This window comes from Streptomyces sp. CB02366, from assembly GCF_001905905.1.
GTDB lineage: Bacteria > Actinomycetota > Actinomycetes > Streptomycetales > Streptomycetaceae > Streptomyces.
Genome location: NZ_LIVT01000001.1, coordinates 1 through 15,996 on the forward strand (window position 1 = coordinate 1; position 15,996 = coordinate 15,996).

Annotated in this window: 11 protein-coding genes and 1 pseudogene; 8 read left to right on the forward strand and 4 right to left on the reverse strand. The window is 71.0% G+C overall.

Translation table 11 applies throughout. From position 1 onward, the window contains the following. Positions 1–100: 100 nt before the first annotated feature. A pseudogene (locus AMK24_RS00005) lies at positions 101–709 on the forward strand (transcriptional regulator); the annotation flags it as partial. 51 nt (positions 710–760) lie between these two features. On the opposite strand, the gene cutA reads toward AMK24_RS00005, so the two are convergent. The 3 genes from cutA to AMK24_RS00020 all read right to left on the reverse strand — a co-directional run bounded on the left by cutA (position 761) and on the right by AMK24_RS00020 (position 2,982). Then, complete coding sequence (cutA, locus tag AMK24_RS00010) at positions 761–1,087, reverse strand: divalent-cation tolerance protein CutA (protein WP_073763620.1); 327 nt, start codon at positions 1,085–1,087, stop codon at positions 761–763. A gap of 265 nt (positions 1,088–1,352) precedes the next feature. Next, positions 1,353–2,039, reverse strand: coding sequence for a GIY-YIG nuclease family protein (locus AMK24_RS00015; protein ID WP_073763623.1), 687 nt, complete (start codon positions 2,037–2,039; stop codon positions 1,353–1,355). A gap of 262 nt (positions 2,040–2,301) precedes the next feature. Then, a complete protein-coding gene (locus tag AMK24_RS00020; protein ID WP_073763626.1) occupies positions 2,302–2,982 on the reverse strand; it encodes a hypothetical protein in 681 nt (226 codons plus the stop codon). Between the two features lie 273 nt (positions 2,983–3,255). Here AMK24_RS00020 and AMK24_RS35105 point away from each other — a divergent pair, with 273 nt between their 5' ends. The 5 genes from AMK24_RS35105 (at position 3,256) to AMK24_RS00045 (ending at position 7,901) form a co-directional block, all read left to right on the forward strand. Then, positions 3,256–3,522 carry a helix-turn-helix transcriptional regulator gene (locus AMK24_RS35105; RefSeq protein ID WP_073763628.1) on the forward strand — a complete coding sequence of 89 codons (267 nt, stop codon included), beginning with the start codon at positions 3,256–3,258 and terminating at the stop codon, positions 3,520–3,522. Between the two features lie 120 nt (positions 3,523–3,642). After that, positions 3,643–5,079 carry a tyrosine-type recombinase/integrase gene (locus tag AMK24_RS00030; RefSeq protein WP_107427325.1) on the forward strand — a complete coding sequence of 479 codons (1,437 nt, stop codon included), beginning with the start codon at positions 3,643–3,645 and terminating at the stop codon, positions 5,077–5,079. Between the two features lie 159 nt (positions 5,080–5,238). Continuing rightward, positions 5,239–6,129, forward strand: coding sequence for a LysR family transcriptional regulator (locus tag AMK24_RS00035; RefSeq protein ID WP_073763630.1), 891 nt, complete (start codon positions 5,239–5,241; stop codon positions 6,127–6,129). A gap of 90 nt (positions 6,130–6,219) precedes the next feature. Further along, a complete protein-coding gene (locus AMK24_RS00040) occupies positions 6,220–6,675 on the forward strand; it encodes a VOC family protein (protein ID WP_073763632.1) in 456 nt (151 codons plus the stop codon). Positions 6,676–6,890: 215 nt separating this feature from the next. Further along, the gene (locus AMK24_RS00045; RefSeq protein WP_073763634.1) at positions 6,891–7,901 is read left to right on the forward strand and encodes a helix-turn-helix domain-containing protein; all 1,011 of its coding nucleotides are present in this window, start codon (positions 6,891–6,893) and stop codon (positions 7,899–7,901) included. Positions 7,902–7,952: 51 nt separating this feature from the next. On the opposite strand, the gene AMK24_RS00050 is transcribed toward AMK24_RS00045, so the two are convergent. Beyond that, positions 7,953–11,759: a S8 family peptidase gene (locus AMK24_RS00050; RefSeq protein ID WP_073763636.1), complete on the reverse strand. Its 3,807-nt coding sequence runs from the start codon at positions 11,757–11,759 to the stop codon at positions 7,953–7,955. 628 nt (positions 11,760–12,387) lie between these two features. Here AMK24_RS00050 and AMK24_RS00055 point away from each other — a divergent pair. Then, complete coding sequence (locus tag AMK24_RS00055; RefSeq protein ID WP_073763638.1) at positions 12,388–13,365, forward strand: terpene synthase family protein; 978 nt, start codon at positions 12,388–12,390, stop codon at positions 13,363–13,365. A 216-nt stretch (positions 13,366–13,581) separates the two neighbouring features. Further along, positions 13,582–15,873 carry a peptidoglycan recognition protein family protein gene (locus AMK24_RS00060; protein ID WP_073763640.1) on the forward strand — a complete coding sequence of 764 codons (2,292 nt, stop codon included), beginning with the start codon at positions 13,582–13,584 and terminating at the stop codon, positions 15,871–15,873. The last annotated feature ends 123 nt before the right edge of the window (positions 15,874–15,996 follow it).

Here is a 15,996-nt window from a genome sequence, read left to right on the forward strand (position 1 = left end):
GCACGGCCGCGGTCGCGACGGGATCGGAAAATGATCGAAACGGTGCCGTCGAACCCGGTTTCAGCTCGGGCCATAAGGCGTAATGTTCAGTCATGGACCGGAGTGCGCGAAGAAGGCTGGACACCCCCCTCTGCGCGCCCTGGCTCTGGGCTACGCGAGCTACGGTGCCCCCAGCCCCGCGAAGGCGCTGGAGATGCTTTCGCAGGCAGCTCAGGACGTACGCGGACGTGGCAATGCAACCGCCGCAGCGTGGGCCCTGGGCCGGTACGCGGAGGAGGCCGCTCAGTCGGGCGATGACGCTGGCGCCCTTCGCGCGCTGGACCAAGCCAAGTTCGCCTATGACTTCGCCGACCATACGAGCGAGCAGGCATGGGTCCGCTTCGTGACGCCGTACCGGATGGACTCCTTAACCCTCTCGGTCTACGGCGAACTCAAGCGTCAGGAGCTGACGGCCACCGCCGACTCCGCAGTCGAGCGCCTCGGCGGTGGACTACCCGAGTCCGGTGTGGTCGTCCTGGGTGACCTGGCGTCCGCACTTCTGCGCGGCGGCGACGTAGACCGCGGGGCCTACGTCGCGCACCAGTTCGCAGCAGCGGCGGAGTCGAAGCCCAACACCATGGGCCGTCAGCGGGCGCAGACCATCGCTGCCGGGCTTCCCGACACCGAGCATGATCTGGCCAGCCACCTGCTGACGTTCGCGACACCGTGAAGCGTCCAAGCGCACAGGCTAGGTGAGAGCGAAGCGCTGTCGTGGTGACCTCTACTGCGGACGCGTCTCGTCGACGACCCAGGACAAGTACGCCTCCGACCCTCCGGTCACAGGCAGTGTGACCCACTGGGGGACGTCGTACGGGTGCCTTTCGTGAAGCCATGCCTCCAGTGCAGGGAGGCGGTCCGACGATGTCATATAGGAGATCCGCCACTCCTGCGCCGCTTCGACCTTCCCCTGCCACCAGTAGAAGGCGGTGATGGGCGCATCGATGTGAACGCCCGCCGCCAGTTTGCTCTCAACAGCGCCTCTGGCGAGGGTCTTCGCCTGCTCCTCGTCGTCACTCGTCGTCTGCGCGATCACGATCTCGGGGTCCATGCGGCTACCTCTCCAGGTCGGGTACCGCGACCTTATCCATGTGTTCGACGTAGGCCAGCGAGTGCTAGCCGGCGGGAGACCGCGCAAACGCACTGATTGCTTCTGAAGCACCTGTAGTCCCGCGAAAGGAGCGCTTCTTTGACGTCACTGTGAAGGCGCAACTGGTCGGCAGCGACCCGGGTGATGCGTTGCCGGGGCGCAGCCTCGCCGAGACCGGTCTGGACATCAGAACCGCCTGACCGGCCACGATCCCACGAGCTCAGCCTCAATGGGTGGCGTCGTACTGCTGAAGGAAGGTCCGCGCCGCCTTGTTGATGGCCTTCACTGGGTCTGCAGTGCGCTGGAAGTTGAACCACTCCCCTACGATCCGCAGCCGGGTGAACTTCTCGTGGAGGTGGCTCTCCAACGGAAATCCGCCCGGCGACTGCCAGCGCAGCACTATAGGAGACGCCGACCCAATCTGGAGCTGCTTAAGGCGCTTCTGGATGTTCCCGGCAACACCGATCTTTATGGACTTCGGGTCGGCTTCGGTGGACACGGCATAGACCCACCGGGAGTCCATCTCATTGGTGCTCTCCGCCTCGGGGACACGTGATGCCCGGACCTCTGAGCAGGGCTGGCAAACCCCTCTCAGGCCACTGCACGAGCACTGGCCGCAGTCGTCGCAGGGCACGCACGGTTGCTGGTCGGCTGGAGGTATCGCCTCGAGGTTCACGGAGAGGACAAGACCCAGGCCGTGGTGCTCACGCTTGTCGACTACACCGACCGCGGTGAGTTCAGCAAGGACTGGTAGCAGCGCGTCCGAGTCGGCCAGGCCCACAACGCGGGCAATGTGGTCTAGGTCGAAGGTGTCGCTGCCCTCGTCGACCTGTTGGTCTGCGGTGAGGACGGCGTATGTAAGGCGGGCGGTGGGGCTCAGGTCCTGATTGAGAAGGGTGACGGCGTCGACCAAGACGGCGTAGGGATGTCGGCGGTAGACGCGGATGATGAGCCTCCTTCGGCGGAGGCAGCCCGCAGTGTTCGGGCCGCCATGTGGTGAAAACGCCGGGCGCGCGGATCTGTTCCAGACCTGTGGGGTTCAGCGCCCTCGACCGACCGCCCCTGGAGAGCCGTCGAAGTACCGCCGCCTTGTGGCGACCGCACGGCGCCCATTCGGTGCCCGGCCGAGGGTGGACCTTCACTCGCGAGTGGGCGAGCATTACGCGCCCGCGCCCTCACTCTTCGTACGGGGCCTCCGAGCGAGAGTCCTCCAAGTCGGCGGCCTCTGCCTCGGCTATCTGTGCGGCGATCTCCCTGCGAATGGCCGCCGTGTCCGCAGGCGACCACACCGAGCCGCTCCCGAAGGGCAGCACACGGTCGTGGGGCTGGTAGAGCTCCTCGCTTTCCAGACTGCGGCAACAGGCACGGCACTTCCACGGACGGCGCAGAGTGATCCACTGTCTGAGCCCGCACCAGGGGCACAACACGAAGTACGCGCTGGGCCCGTAAGCGGCGGCCCAACTGGCATAGCCCGAACGGCTGCGAGCCACGTTGATGTCGCCATGGGTGCGTTCCGCGACCCAGCCAAGGAGAACCATCTCGCCACCGGGCCACGCACAGGCGCAGGGGCCGTCGCAGTGGCAGGCGCGCGCCTTGCCTAGCTCGACGGCCTTTTCCTTACGAGGCGTGGACGGTCCCTTGACCTCAAGCCATGTCCCGATCTCGGGTAGCCAGAAGTCCGGCAGGTAATGCGCCCCTGACGGCAGGATGATTCGCTCAGGCTCGTACTGCCAGAGGATGCTGTGGGTGTCGAGGGTGCAGGCCCAGTCGGCTTCGAGCCGAGAACGGAAAGTGGTGCCGCTGTACTCCGTCGGTACGGCTTCGATGGGCTGGCCGTCTGTGGGGAGGTCCGTCACGGCGTCTCCGTTCCAGGTCAGTTATGCGCCGACCCACAGTCTGACCGCTAATCTCGCGCTTCATGAACCGGGCTGTCCGACGAGTGGCCAGTCCCGCTCTCGTTTGCAGACCCATGCCTCGGCCTTAGCGCAGCGGACAACCACCGTTAGCTGCTTCGGCATCACAAGAACCATTTCGGCAACGCCCTCTTTATCGCAAGAACCCGGTTCGTCCAACTCGGCCTTTCCCTGGAATCTCGTCCTGTCATCGCCCCACACGACAGGAGTCGACCCATGCCGGAGCCGCGCGGAGCATCCCAGACCGCTTTCTTGACCCTTCCCAGTGCTGCCGAGTACCTCGGTATCTCACCCAACACGTTGTACGTCTGGCGACACCGCCGACAGGGGCCTCCCAGCTTCCGCATGGGACGGCGCGTGATGTACCGGATCACGGCGCTCGACGAGTGGGTCCGCGATCAGGAGCGAGCGGACTCCCGCTCCAACCGCGCCCTCGACCCGCTGAGCCGGAAGCCGCAACGGCGCTCGAAGGCCACGCAGTAGCGCGGTGGCTAACGCGTCCGGCCTCCCCGAGAAGAAGTTCTCCGCACGGGGATTGGATCGTGCCGCAGATCGCGTTAACACCGACCAGCTCATGATCACGCACCACTGGAGGGCCCCGTCATGGCGGGTTACATAGAAGACCGATGGCTGAAGAAGCGCCCCGACAAGCTGACCGGGAAGCGGGAGCGGACCGCGATCTACGGCACCGGGAAGCGCTACCGAGTGAAGGGGATTCCCGGCATCCAGGACCGGTCGTTCCACACCAGCGAGGACGCGAAGCAGTGGCTCGCCAGCGCCAAGACGGACTCCAGCCGTGGTGAGTTCGTCGATCCCCGCAAGGGCGAGATACTTGTCGCCGACTACATCGCCGAGTACTGGTGGGCGGGCCGCTCCGACGAACCCTCGACGGCGGACCCGATGCGCAGCCGCATCTGGAACCACATCATCCCGTTGGTGGGCGACTACGCCCTGCGTGAGATCGACGCGTCCGCTCTACGGACCTTCAAGGCAGCACTACTCACGAGGGTCGAAGAGTCGACGGCAGAGGTGATCTGGGGACACCTGTCCTCGATCCTCGGCAGCGCCGTCGACGACCAGCGTCTGCTGCGCAACCCGATGAAGGCGAAGAACAGCGTCAAGCCCCCACGAGCAATCGACAGCAAGGCCAAGGCGTGGTCACGTGAGGTCGTCGACGCCGTCCGCGCGGAGTTGCAGGACCGCTACCAGATCGCGGTCGATCTCGGCATCGGCCTCGGGCTGCGCCAAGGCGAAGCGTTCGGTCTCGCCGAAGAGGACTTCGACTTCGCGGCTGGAGTCGTCCACATCCGCCGCCAGCTCAGGTGGGACATCAAAGGCCGCCCCTACTTCTCGCTCCCCAAGGGGCGCAAGACCCGCGAGGTCCCCCTGCCGGCCAACCTCGCCCTCCGGGCCCGAGCTCACTTCCGCCGGTTCCCGTCGACTTCCTGCACGTTGCCCTGGCGAAACCCGGAGGCCCCGACCACCGCGCTCGAGGAGCGCCAGCGGAAGCCGATCACGGTCGAACTGATCCTCACCTCGTCGCACGGCAATCGCATCTACTACCGCACCTGGAACGACCGCAGCTGGAAGCGTGCGCTCGCCGCCGCCGGGCTGATCAAGCCCGTGGGCGAGAAGGTACGGCACGACGGCAACCGGGTTCGCCGGGTCCTGCTCTACGCCGCCCCACGCGAGGACATGTTCCACGTCCTCCGCCACACCTACGCGAGCGTGCAGCTGGAGGCCGGTGAGTCGGTCGTCAGCCTGTCCAAGTGGCTCGGGCACTCGACACCGAAGGTCACCCTCGACCACTACGCTCACTTCATGCCCGGTGCGGGGCAGCGAGGGATCGCCGCGATGGATGCCTGGCTGCGGGACCCCTCCCGGCCGAAAGTCCCTGAGAAGTCCCTGCTGGCATGCAGGGCAGCTCATCTACCTCCGAACATGCAGGTCAAGGGCATAGTGCAACAAGGCACGGACATGTCCGTCAAGTACAAGGAGACGGCGCGCGGCGGGCTCGCGGTGAACATCATCGAGTGCTGAGGCCGTGGGCCCTGACCGGCGCGCTGCCGTCCTCGGCGGCGCCGGGGCCTTCCGCGTCCGCACGGCGGGGGGTCCCCGGCGCCCTCGCCCCGGCAGCGGCCCGGGAGCCGGTCGCCGCCCGGCGTCGGCGGCCCGGCAGCGGCTGTTTAACCTGCGGGGATGGAACTGCGGGAGATCGAGGTGTTTCTGACCCTGGCCGAGGAACTGCACTTCGGGCGGACGGCCGAGCGGCTGGGGATCAGCACCGCACGGGTGAGCCAGACGGTCAAACAGCTGGAGCGGCGGCTCGGGGTGGCGCTGTTCCTGCGGACCAGCCGGTCGGTCGCGCTGACCGGCATCGGCGGCACGCTGCGGGAGGACGTGCGGGCCGGACACCAGCGGATCCAGGACGGAATCGCCCGGGCCGTCGCCGCGGGGCGGGGAGTCACCGGAGTGCTGCGCGTGGGCTTCTCCAGCCCCCTGGTGGGGGAGGCCGTCATGGCCGCCGCCACGTCCTTCCGCGGCCGTCACCCCGGCTGTGAGACGCGTATCCGGGAGGTGCATCTGTCCGATGCGTTCGGCGCGCTGCGCGGCGGGGAACTCGACGTGCAGATCACCGAACTGCCCGTGCGCGAGGCCGGTCTGGACAGCGGGCCGGTACTGCTGCGCGACGAGCGCATGCTGGCCGTGTCCGCCCGGCACCCCTTCGCCCGGCGGGACGGCGCCACCGTGGAGGACCTCACCCGGGACACCGTGCTCGTACCGGCCGGCGCCCCCGGCTACCTGCTGGACGCGCTCGTCCCGCCGCAGGCGCCCAGCGGCCGTACGGTGCGGCGCGAGGAGACGGCGACGTCGCGGCAGGAACTGCTGACGCTCGTCAGCGCCGGTGCGGGAATGGCCGTGGTGGGCCGCCAGGCCGTGCGCTACCACGCCCGGCCCGACATCGTGTACCTGCCGCTGACCGGCCTGCCTCCCATCGAGTACGGGCCCGTCTGGCCGGCCGGCGCCCTGACCGGCCGGGTCCGCGTGTTCATCGAGCTGCTGCGGGCCGACGTGCGGACCGGTCGTTGAGCCCGGCTCAACGACCGTTGCGGATCTCGTCGTTGGCGGGGGCGCCGGGGGCGCCGAGGATGGACTCACCCGACGACGAGAGGAAACGTCATGACGAACCCGGTCCCCGACGCGTACAGGAGCGGCGTCCCCTACCTCAACGTGCACGACGCCGCGGCGGCCCTGGACTTCTACCGGACGGCGTTCGGCGCCGAGGTGAGCACCCGGATCCCGCGGCAGGGCGGCAAGATCGCACACGCCGAGTTCCGGATCGGCGAGGCCGTGTTCATGCTGCGCGACGAGCACCCCGAGTACCGCTTCCGCAGCCCGCGCACGGTGGGCGGCACGCCGGTCAACCTGCTGGTCTTCGTGCCGGACGTCGAAGCGTTCACCCGGCGGGCCGCCGCCGCCGGGGCGCAGGTGATCCGCCCGGTGGAGCTGCAGTTCCACGGCGATCTCCAGGCGGAGCTGGAGGACCCGTTCGGCCACTCCTGGTTCTTCACCACCCGCGTCGCGGACATGGACGAGCGGGAGCTGCGGGAGACCGCGTCCGCGGTGAACCTGTGACCACCGGGCGGATCCCTTCGCGCGGCCCCCGGCCGCCGGGAGGGTGAAGCGCCTGGGCCCGCACCGGCGGGACGCGGGCCCCTCCCGCGGGGCGGACCGGGGCGACTCCGTGCCCTGGCGCCCCACGGGCGCTCGACAGGGCCGCTCGCATCCTGTTCGATCATGGACGTCACCGTGGGCGTCCGCCCGGGGCGGGCGGGGGCGAGGGAGGGCGCATGCTGGAGATAGCGGGCATCGGGGCCGCGGAGGAGCGGATCTACCGCCTCCTGGTGGAGGTGCGGAACGCGGATGTGGACGAGATCGTCCAGCGGCTCCACCTCCGGGAGAACGAGGCGGCGCTGCTTCTGTCCTCCCTGCACGACAAGGGCCTGGTCGAGCGCCCGCCGGGCGACGGCGGCACGCGGTACGTGCCCGTCCCGCCGGACGTGGCGCTGCAACCGCTGCTGGCACGCGGCCAGGAGGCGCTGGAGGGGGCCCGGCGCGGAGTGGAGCAGCTGACCGAGGAGTACCGGGCGGCGGGCCGCTGCCATGACGCGGGGCAGCTGGTGGAGGTGATCACCGGCGGCGGCGCCATCCGCCGGCGTCTGCGCCGGCTCGCCTACGGGGCCCGCAGCGACCTGCGGTGGTTCTGCAAGGCCGATCCCGTGGCGCTGCGCGCCCAGGACAACACCGAGGAGTTCGAACTGCTCGCCCAGGGCATCCGCTACGAGGCGATCTACGAACGGGCCTGCCTGGAGGAGCCCGGCATGGTCGACAACGTTGCCCAGGGCATCCGCGCCGGGGAGACGGCGCGCGCCACCAGCACCCTGCCCGTGCGCATGGTCATCATCGACAGCTCCGTCGCCGTCTGTCCGCTGATGCCGGGCAAGGCGTCCGGAGCCCGCGGCGAGCCGACCGCCGCGATCATCCGCAGCAGCACCCTCCTGGACGCCCTCATCGCCCTGTTCGACATCCAGTGGGCGGCGGGAACCCCGCTGCACGTCACGGCGGAGGGCGGGCTGGCCGACTTCGCCGGGGGCATGGGGCCGGGCGGCAGCCTCGCCGACGACGAGCGCTATCTGCTCTCCCTGGTCGTCGCGGGGGTGGCGGACAAGGCGATCGCCACCCAGCTCGGCGTCAGTCACCGCACGGTGCAGCGCCGGATCACCGCGCTGATGCAGCGGGCGGGCGCGACGACGCGTACGCAGCTGGTGTGGCAGGCGGCGCGGCGCGACTGGTTGTCGTAGGGCGTGCGGAAGCCGCGACCGGGGCCGGTCGCGGCTTCCTGGTCCCGCGTACTACCTCAGCGCGTACGCCCGTTCGATCTCCTGCGTCACCTCGTTCCCCGCGTCGTCCCAGGCGCGGACCCGCAGCGTGACGTACCCGCTGGTGCGGTCCGCCCGGGGGTGGGCGACCCGGACGCGGTAGGCGCCGTCGCCCCGGGCGGAGGCCGTCGCCGTCCGCCAGTGCTCGCCGTCGTCGTACGAGACGGACACCTGCACGCCCTTCACGGAACGGCCCGTCAGACCGTCCTGGTGGCGGGCGCTCACGTCGAAGGCGAAGGATCGGGAGCCGGGGGCGGAGCCCCGGAGGTCGGTGGCCACGTCGTAGTCGAGCTGGAGGAGGGGGAGCGGCGACTTCTCGCCCTCGGCGGGGCGGGGGGCCGTGAACGACCAGCGGGTGCCGGTGGCCCGCGAGAGGGTGCCCTCGGGGCTGGTGCGCTTCACGTCCAGATCCAGCTGGTAGCGCCCGTCGTCCCCGCCCGCCGGGAAGACGCCCCACGCTCGCGGGCCCTCGGCGAGGACCTTGCCCTCATGGCGCAGTACGGCACGGGTCTCGTCGGGGTAGGGGGTGGCGGCGTTCCCGCCGGGCAGGGCGTAGCCGTAGTGGCCGGAGGCGGTGTCGGCGAACTCGGGGATCCCGATGGTCAGCTTGTCGCCCTCGCGCTGGGCGAGCCCTTCGACACCGCGGGGGATCGCCGGGCGCACCACGGGGGCGTACCAGCTCTCCGCGGTGCGCTCACCGGGCCGGTAGGTGCGCAGGGGGCCGAACATGCCGGTCCCCATCGCGTGGACCGCCCAGGCGGTGCGGGGGTTGACCCAGTGCAGCCACCGGGTGTCGGCGGGGCCGCTCAGGTACTCCGTCCGTACCTGGCCGGTGCGGACGTACCGGGACAGCATGGCGACGCCGACCTCCTGCCACGGGCGGTAGGCCTGACGGTTCTCCGTGACGTAGCCCGTTCCGCTCGTGTCCGGGTAGCGCGAGACCACGGTGGCCGTGTTCTCCGGTCCCACCCGGTGGACCACGCGCTCGGGGACGCGTTGTTCGGAGACCTGCAGGACGTCGTAGAGGTAGGGGCTGTCGGGGGTTCCCTTCAGTTCCAGGACGGTGCCCGGCGCGCGCAGCCGCTGTGCGGCGGTGCGGGGGGCGAACAGGGCGATCGCCGGCAGCCGCGCGCTCACCGGCTGCCAGATCGCGGGCTGGTACATGTCACCGGTGGCGCCGCTGATGACGGCGGCCGCCGCTCCCGCACGGGCGGCCTCGGCCACCGCCTCGTCGTAGAACGGCTCCTCCAGTTTCACGAGCACCGCGGCTCCGCGGACGTCCGTCCCCCGTGCACGCAGCGCCGCGTAGTCCTCGGGGCGCCCCGCGCCGGCGTCGACCACCCGCAGGCGCCGCACGCCCTGCACGGCGGGGGAGTTGTGGAGCAGGCGGACGGGGACACCGGTCGCGGCGGAGCGGGAGACCGCGCGTGCGCCGAGCGTGGGTGCGGCCAGCTGCCAGCGGGAGGTGAACTCGAAGACCGTTCCCTCGGGGGCTCTCTCGGTGGGCGTGACGTAGAGGGACTGCCCGCCGCTGAATCCCTGCACGAAGGAGTTGACGACCTCGTGGTCGCCGCTCTTCCAGCGGGTGAAGAAGTGCAGCACGCCCTGCTGCACGGCCGGCTTGGGGGTCCGGATCTCCACGGGGACCGCCTTGCGCGCGTCGAGCACCAGCTCCATGTCCCCGCTCACCTGCACACGCGGGTCGACCACCAGGCTGTAGGCGGCGTTCTCCTCCGTGTACTGCGAGATGAGGCCCTGCAGGGAGTACGTGCCTTCCGGCAGGTTCACCGTCAGGCTCCGCCCGGCCGCCACCTCTTCGTAGACGTCGGAGGCGCCCGTCAGACTCTGCATGATCAGCGGCGAGATCGCGGCCGGCTTCCCGGCGCGGTCGATGCCGCGCAGCGTGACCTTGTGCATGACCGGGGTCTTCGCCGCGGAGAGAACGGTGTGCGCGACGGTCTGCCCGTCGGCCGAGACGGCGGTGAGGCGGCCGCCGTAGACACCTTCCGCGAGGGCGGGCGCGTCGAGGGTCACGGCCACCTCGGCGGTGCCGTGGGCGTCCACGGTGACCTGCTCGGGGAGCTCCAGGACGCCTGCCGGGGCCGGGGAGCCGTAGAGCTTGTCGAAGGTGGCGCGCAGGGTGAGCGTGACGGGCGCGTCGCCGTCGTTGGTGTAGGTGACGCCCACCTTCCGCGGGCCCGCGTCCGGCTCCATGGAGCCGAAGGCGGCCGTGCCGGTGGCGTGTACCCGCTGGCGCACCGAGCGGGCCACGTCCACCCGGCCGGCGCCCTGCTCGTAGACCGTCCGGCCGGGAGCGGTACGCGTCGTGCTCATCAACGCGTCCTTGAGCTGCCGGGCGCTCCAGTCGGGGTGCTGCCCCGCCAGGATCGCCGCCGCACCCGCCACGTGCGGGGTCGCCATGGACGTACCCGACGCGGCGGTGTAGGCCGCGTCCACCGGGCGGCCCATGGACGTACCGGCGGCGCGGGCGGCGACGACGCCGACGCCGGGAGCGGTGAGGTCGGGCTTGGCGCCGTCGTCCCCGACGCGCGGGCCGCGGCTGGAGAAGTCGGCCAGCGCGTCGTCGCGGTCGACGGCGCCCACGGTCAGGGCCTTCTCCGCGGCGCCCGGGGAACCCACGGTGTAGTCGGCGCCCGTGTTGCCCGCCGCGACGACGAAGAGGGCGCCGGTCTCCTCGCTGAGACTGTTGAGGGCGAGGCTGAGGACGTCCGTGCCGTCGGTGGGCTGGCCGCCCAGGCTCATGCTGACGACGTCGGCGCCCGCGCGGGCGGCCCACTCCATGCCGGCGATGATGGCGGAGTACGAGCCGGCGCCGCTGTCTTCGAGCACCTTGCCGACCAGCAGCCGTGTTCCCGGCGCCACGCCCTTGCGCGAGCCGTCCGAGGCGGCCCCGCTGCCGGCGATGGTGGAGGCGACGTGGGTGCCGTGGCCGTGGCCGTCGTTCGCGGTGGGGTCGGTGGTGAAGTTGCGTACGTCGCCGAGTTTCCCGGCCAGGTCGGGGTGGGTGGCGTCGACGCCGGTGTCCAGGACGGCGACGGTCGTGCCCTTTCCGTCGTAGCCGGCCCGCCATGCCTCGGGGGCGCCGATCTGCGCGGTGCTGCGGTCGAGGGAGGCGTGGGCCTTCCCGTCCAGCCACAGCTTCTCGACGCCGCCCTCGAAGGCGGCGTTCTTGAGGGAAGGTCTCCTGGAGGCGTTTCGCGCGTCGCCCCCGGCGAGCGCGTCGTCGTCGATGGCCTTCCAGAAGCGCCCTGCCTGCTTCTTGTCCGCCTTCAGCGCCGAGCCGCGCAGGCTCTTGATGACCTGGCCCTTGCGCGAACCGGCGGGCGCCGCCTTGGCCGTGGGGTCCGTACCGCCGGTGTAGCGGGCGATCAGGGGGATGGCGGAGGCGTGGGCGTCGTCGTAACCCTGCTCGATCAGGGAGGTGATGTTGAACAGCTGCCGGTCCAGCTTGCCAGAGGAGATGTACGGCATCGCGGCGCGGGGCAGCACGTACAGCTGCTTGTCGATCTCCAGCTGGGTGAAGCCGGCCTCCGGAACTCCCGGGGCCGACTCGACGGACACGGTCTTCCGGCCGTCGGAAAAGGTCTCCAACCGCACCCGGTCACCGGTCACCAGCGTGATGGAGGCGACCTGGGGGCGGGCGGCGGAGTTCGTGCCGGGAGGCGCGGGGGCGGCGCTCGCGCCGGAGGAGGTGGGAGCCAGGGTGGCGATGAGGGCCCCTGCCGTCAGAACGGCGGCATGGCGAAGCCGTATGTGCATCGGAACCTTTCCAGGGGGCAAGGAAACGGACACGCGGTGCGGCTCCAGAATCGGGCTCCCCCGACAGCCGCACCAGCTTTTCCGGTGTCGCGCTTACGACATGTCGCTCCTACGACACGGGGCGCGTCCACCCGCGCGGCGCGTGCCCGGCCGGGGCGCGCCGCCGCGTCAACGCCCTTGCGCGCGGCTCTGGTTCAGGCCCGTCGAGCGCGATCGGCCGGATCTCGCTCTTCCAACGCCCCCGGGACGGGGCGCCGCCCGGACAACACGCCGGGGCATGACCTCAGTAGTGCACAGCCGGCTCAGTACTGATCAGGGAATCAGGGGCGATCAGACATTTTCGGTCACACATGCTTCCCTCCGCGCCCCCACTCGGGGTTGACTGGGCATCACCCATGGTGACGCGCTCGCCCACCGGCTCGCCTGCCCTGCCCCGGCGTCCCCGGCCCCCGGCAGAGGAAGGAGGAGGACCGCGATGGCCCTCCCACCTCGCACGGCCGCCCGCCGGCCGGCCTCCGGGCGGGCCCGTCCCCGGCCCGGTCACCCCGAATGAGCCGTACATCATCATCCGCCTGTATTCATCAGACGAGGGGCAGCAATGAGCCAGATCACCTTACCCGCGTTTCACATGCCGTTCGAGAGTGCCGGCTGCCATCCCGGTCTGGCCGAAACGCGTGAGGCCGCCTGGGAATGGGCCGAGTCCGAAGGACTGGACCTCTCCGTCCCGGCCCGCCGGAAAATGATTCGCACCCGCCCGGAACTGTGGATCTCCCTCATCTTCCCGAAGGCCTCCCAGGAACATCTCGACCTGTTCTGCCAATGGCTGTTCTGGGCCTTCCTCGTGGACGACGAGTTCGACGACGGCCCGGCCGGGCGCGACCCCCTGGTGTGCGAGGCGGCGATCGCCCGCCTGGTGGACGTCTTCGACGGGGCGGCGCCCCACGGACCGATGGAGCGGGCTCTGGCCGGGCTGCGGGACCGGACCTGCACCGGCCGATCGCCGCAGTGGAACCGGCAGTTCCGTCGGGACACCGCCGCCTGGTTGTGGACGTATTACGCCGAGGCCGTCGAACGGGCCGCCGGACAGGTGCCGAGCAGGGCCGACTTCCTCCAGCACCGCCGCGATTCGGTCGCCATGCAGCCCTTTCTCTGCCTGCACGAGATCACCGCCGGCATCGACCTCCCGGATTCCGCCCGGAGCCTGCCCGCCTATATCGCCCTGCGGAACGCGGTCACCGACCATTCGGGACTCTGCAACGACATCTGCTCCTTCGAGAAGGAAGCGGCTCTCGGTTACGAGCACAACGCCGTACGGCTGATCCAACGCGACCGGGGGTGCACCCTCCAGGAAGCCGTCGACGAGGCCGGGATCCAACTGGCCCGGGTGGCCGAACGGGTGCACCGGGCGGAGAAGGAACTGATCGAGGAAATCGAGGCGGCGGGCATCGAGGGCCCGACCCGGCAGGCCCTCGAACGCTGCGTCCAGGACTACCGGGGGCTCGTCCGGGGCGACTTCGACTACCATGCCCGCGCCGAGCGTTACACGCGCCCGGACCTGGTGGAGCGCGACGAGCGGGACTCCCTGTCCCGCCACTTCGCCGCCTGAACCGCCCGCGCCGCCCGTACCACCGACCCGTCCGCACGCCGCCGCCCGCCACGGGGCCCGGAGCACCGCTCCCCGGGCCCCGTGGAAGACTGTGGGCCGCAGCATGTCCCGGGTCGCCCCACCGGCCGGGCCGACGGCGACGTCGTGCCCCCGGTCAGCGCCTGACCGGTCGGAACGCTCTGCCTTCCCATCAGCGACGTCCCCGGGAAAACACACATGAGAGTGCAGCGAAGAGTTTGGACCACGGCCGCCGTCACCACGGCCGCCGTGGCCGGTGTCCTGGTGTTCCAGGGCACGACCGGCGCCTTTGACGGCGAGCGCGGCGAGCGGGGGGCCGACGCCAAGTCCGCCCCCGTCACGCCCGATGTGCACCGGGCCGCGCTGAAGGCCTCCGCCGACGGCAGCTCCGCCTCCCTCACCCGTCGCGACACCGCGCCCTTCAGCCTGCTCGGCGTGACCTGGACCGACCCCGCCGCCAAGGTGGACGGCCGGGTCGAGGCCCGTACGCGTTCCGCCGCCACCGGCGAGTGGACCGGCTGGCTGCCGCTGGACATCGAGATCGACGGGCGTACCGAGGCCGGCCGGCCCGGTGTCCGCGGTACCACCGAGCCCCGCTGGGTCGGCCCCTCCAACGGCGTCGAGGTCCGGGTGACCACCGCCGAGGGCTCCCGGTCCGGGCTGCCCGCGGGGCTGCGGCTCGACACCGTGGACCCGGGCGGCTCCCCGGGCCCGCTCGCCGCCGAACCGGCCGCGTTCACCGTCGACGAGACCCCCGGCGAGGAGCCGACGCCCGAGGAGCCGCCGGTCACTCCGCCCGCGGAGGAGCCGAGCGGGACGCCCACGGACGAGCCGGCGCCCACCCCGACCACCGAGTCGCCGGCCCCGCCGAGCCCCGACCCCGTCCCGAGCACCGAGTCCCCCACCCCCTCCGCGTCGCCGACGACGCCCACCGCCTCGCCGACGCCCACGTCGACGCCCGGCCCGCCGTCCACCGTTCCGCAGCCGCCGATCGTCTCCCGCGCGGGCTGGAAGGCGGACGAGTCGCTCAGCACCGAGGCGCCCGACTACCTGGACCAGGTCAAGGCCGTCTTCGTCCACCACACGGCGCAGACCAACGCGTACTCCTGCGCCGACTCGGCGGCCATCGTGCGCGGCCTGCACACGTACCACGTGAAGTCGAACGGCTGGAAGGACCTCGGCTACAACTTCATCGTCGACAAGTGCGGCACGGTCTTCGAGGGCCGCAAGGGCGGCGTGGACCGGCCCGTGATGGGCGCGCACACCTACGGCTTCAACCGGGACACCACCGGAATCGCCGTGATCGGCATGTACACCGACACCAAGGCCGCGACCGCCGCGACCACCGCCGTCGCCCGCGTCGCCGCGTGGAAGCTCGGGCAGTACAAGGCCGACCCGGCCGGCACGGTCCAGCTCACCGCCGGGGCCAACGGCAACAACATGGCCCACAAGCAGTTCGTCGCCGGGCAGCAGTACGGCTTCCAGCGGATCTCCGGGCACCGCGACGGGTTCGCCACCGAGTGCCCCGGCCTCTCGCTCTACCAGCAGCTCCCGGCCGTCCGGACGCTGGCCGCCGGGCCCGTCGCCGGGCTCGCCATATCCTCGGTGACCGGGGCGAACGCCTCCGGCTCGACGTACTACACCCGGTCGCAGGTCACCGTCGGCTGGAAGGCGACCACGCCCGCCGCGCTCGTGAAGAGCTACGAACTCCTCGTCGGCGGGAAGCCCGTGGCCACCGTCGCGGGCAACGTCACCTCGGCGACCGCCACCCTCGCCGTGGGCAAGCACGCCGTCCAGGTCCGGGCCACCCACCAGTCGGGGAAGACCTCCCTGTCGCCGGTGGCGACCGTCGTCGCCGACCGCACCGCGCCGGTCTTCTCCGCCAAGCCGTCCCTCGCCCTGCGCACCGGCACGGTGAACACCACCGCCGCCCCGGTCACCCTGAAGTGGAAGGCCGTCGACGCCGCCTCCCTCAAGGAGGTCCGGCTCACCGCGCCCGTCGCCAAGACATACGGCCCGACCACGGGCAGCGCCTCGCACACCGCGAAGCCCGCCAAGGCCACCACCTGGAAGATGACGGCGTACGACCGGGCGGGCAACACGGCGGCCGCCTCGGTCTCCGGCGCCCCGGTGATCCTCCAGGAGTCCGCCGCCAAGAAGAGCGGGAAGTGGACCACCAAGTCCTCCAGCAGCTACCTGGGCGGCAAGTCCTACTCCAGCAGCACCAAGGGCTCCGCCCTGACCTGGACGTTCACCGGCCGTTCCGTCGCCTGGACGGTGTCGCGGGCCGCCACCTCGGGGCAGGCGTACGTCTACGTCGACGGCAAGAAGGCCGCCACCGTGGACCTGAAGTCCTCGGCCACCAAGTACCGGCAGGCGATCTGGACCACGTCCTGGTCCTCCGCCGGCAAGCACACGGTCAAGATCGTGGTCGTCGGCACCAAGGGCCGCCCGGCCCTGACCACGGACGGGCTGGTCTACCTGAAGTAGGGGGCCCGCACCGCCCGATGGGCCGCGCCTTCCGCGCGCGGCGCCGAGGGGGCGGACGACGGAACAGGACGGTCCACGGACCGGAACGCCGTCGTCCGCCCCCTCTCGTGCTGTCGGGCGGGT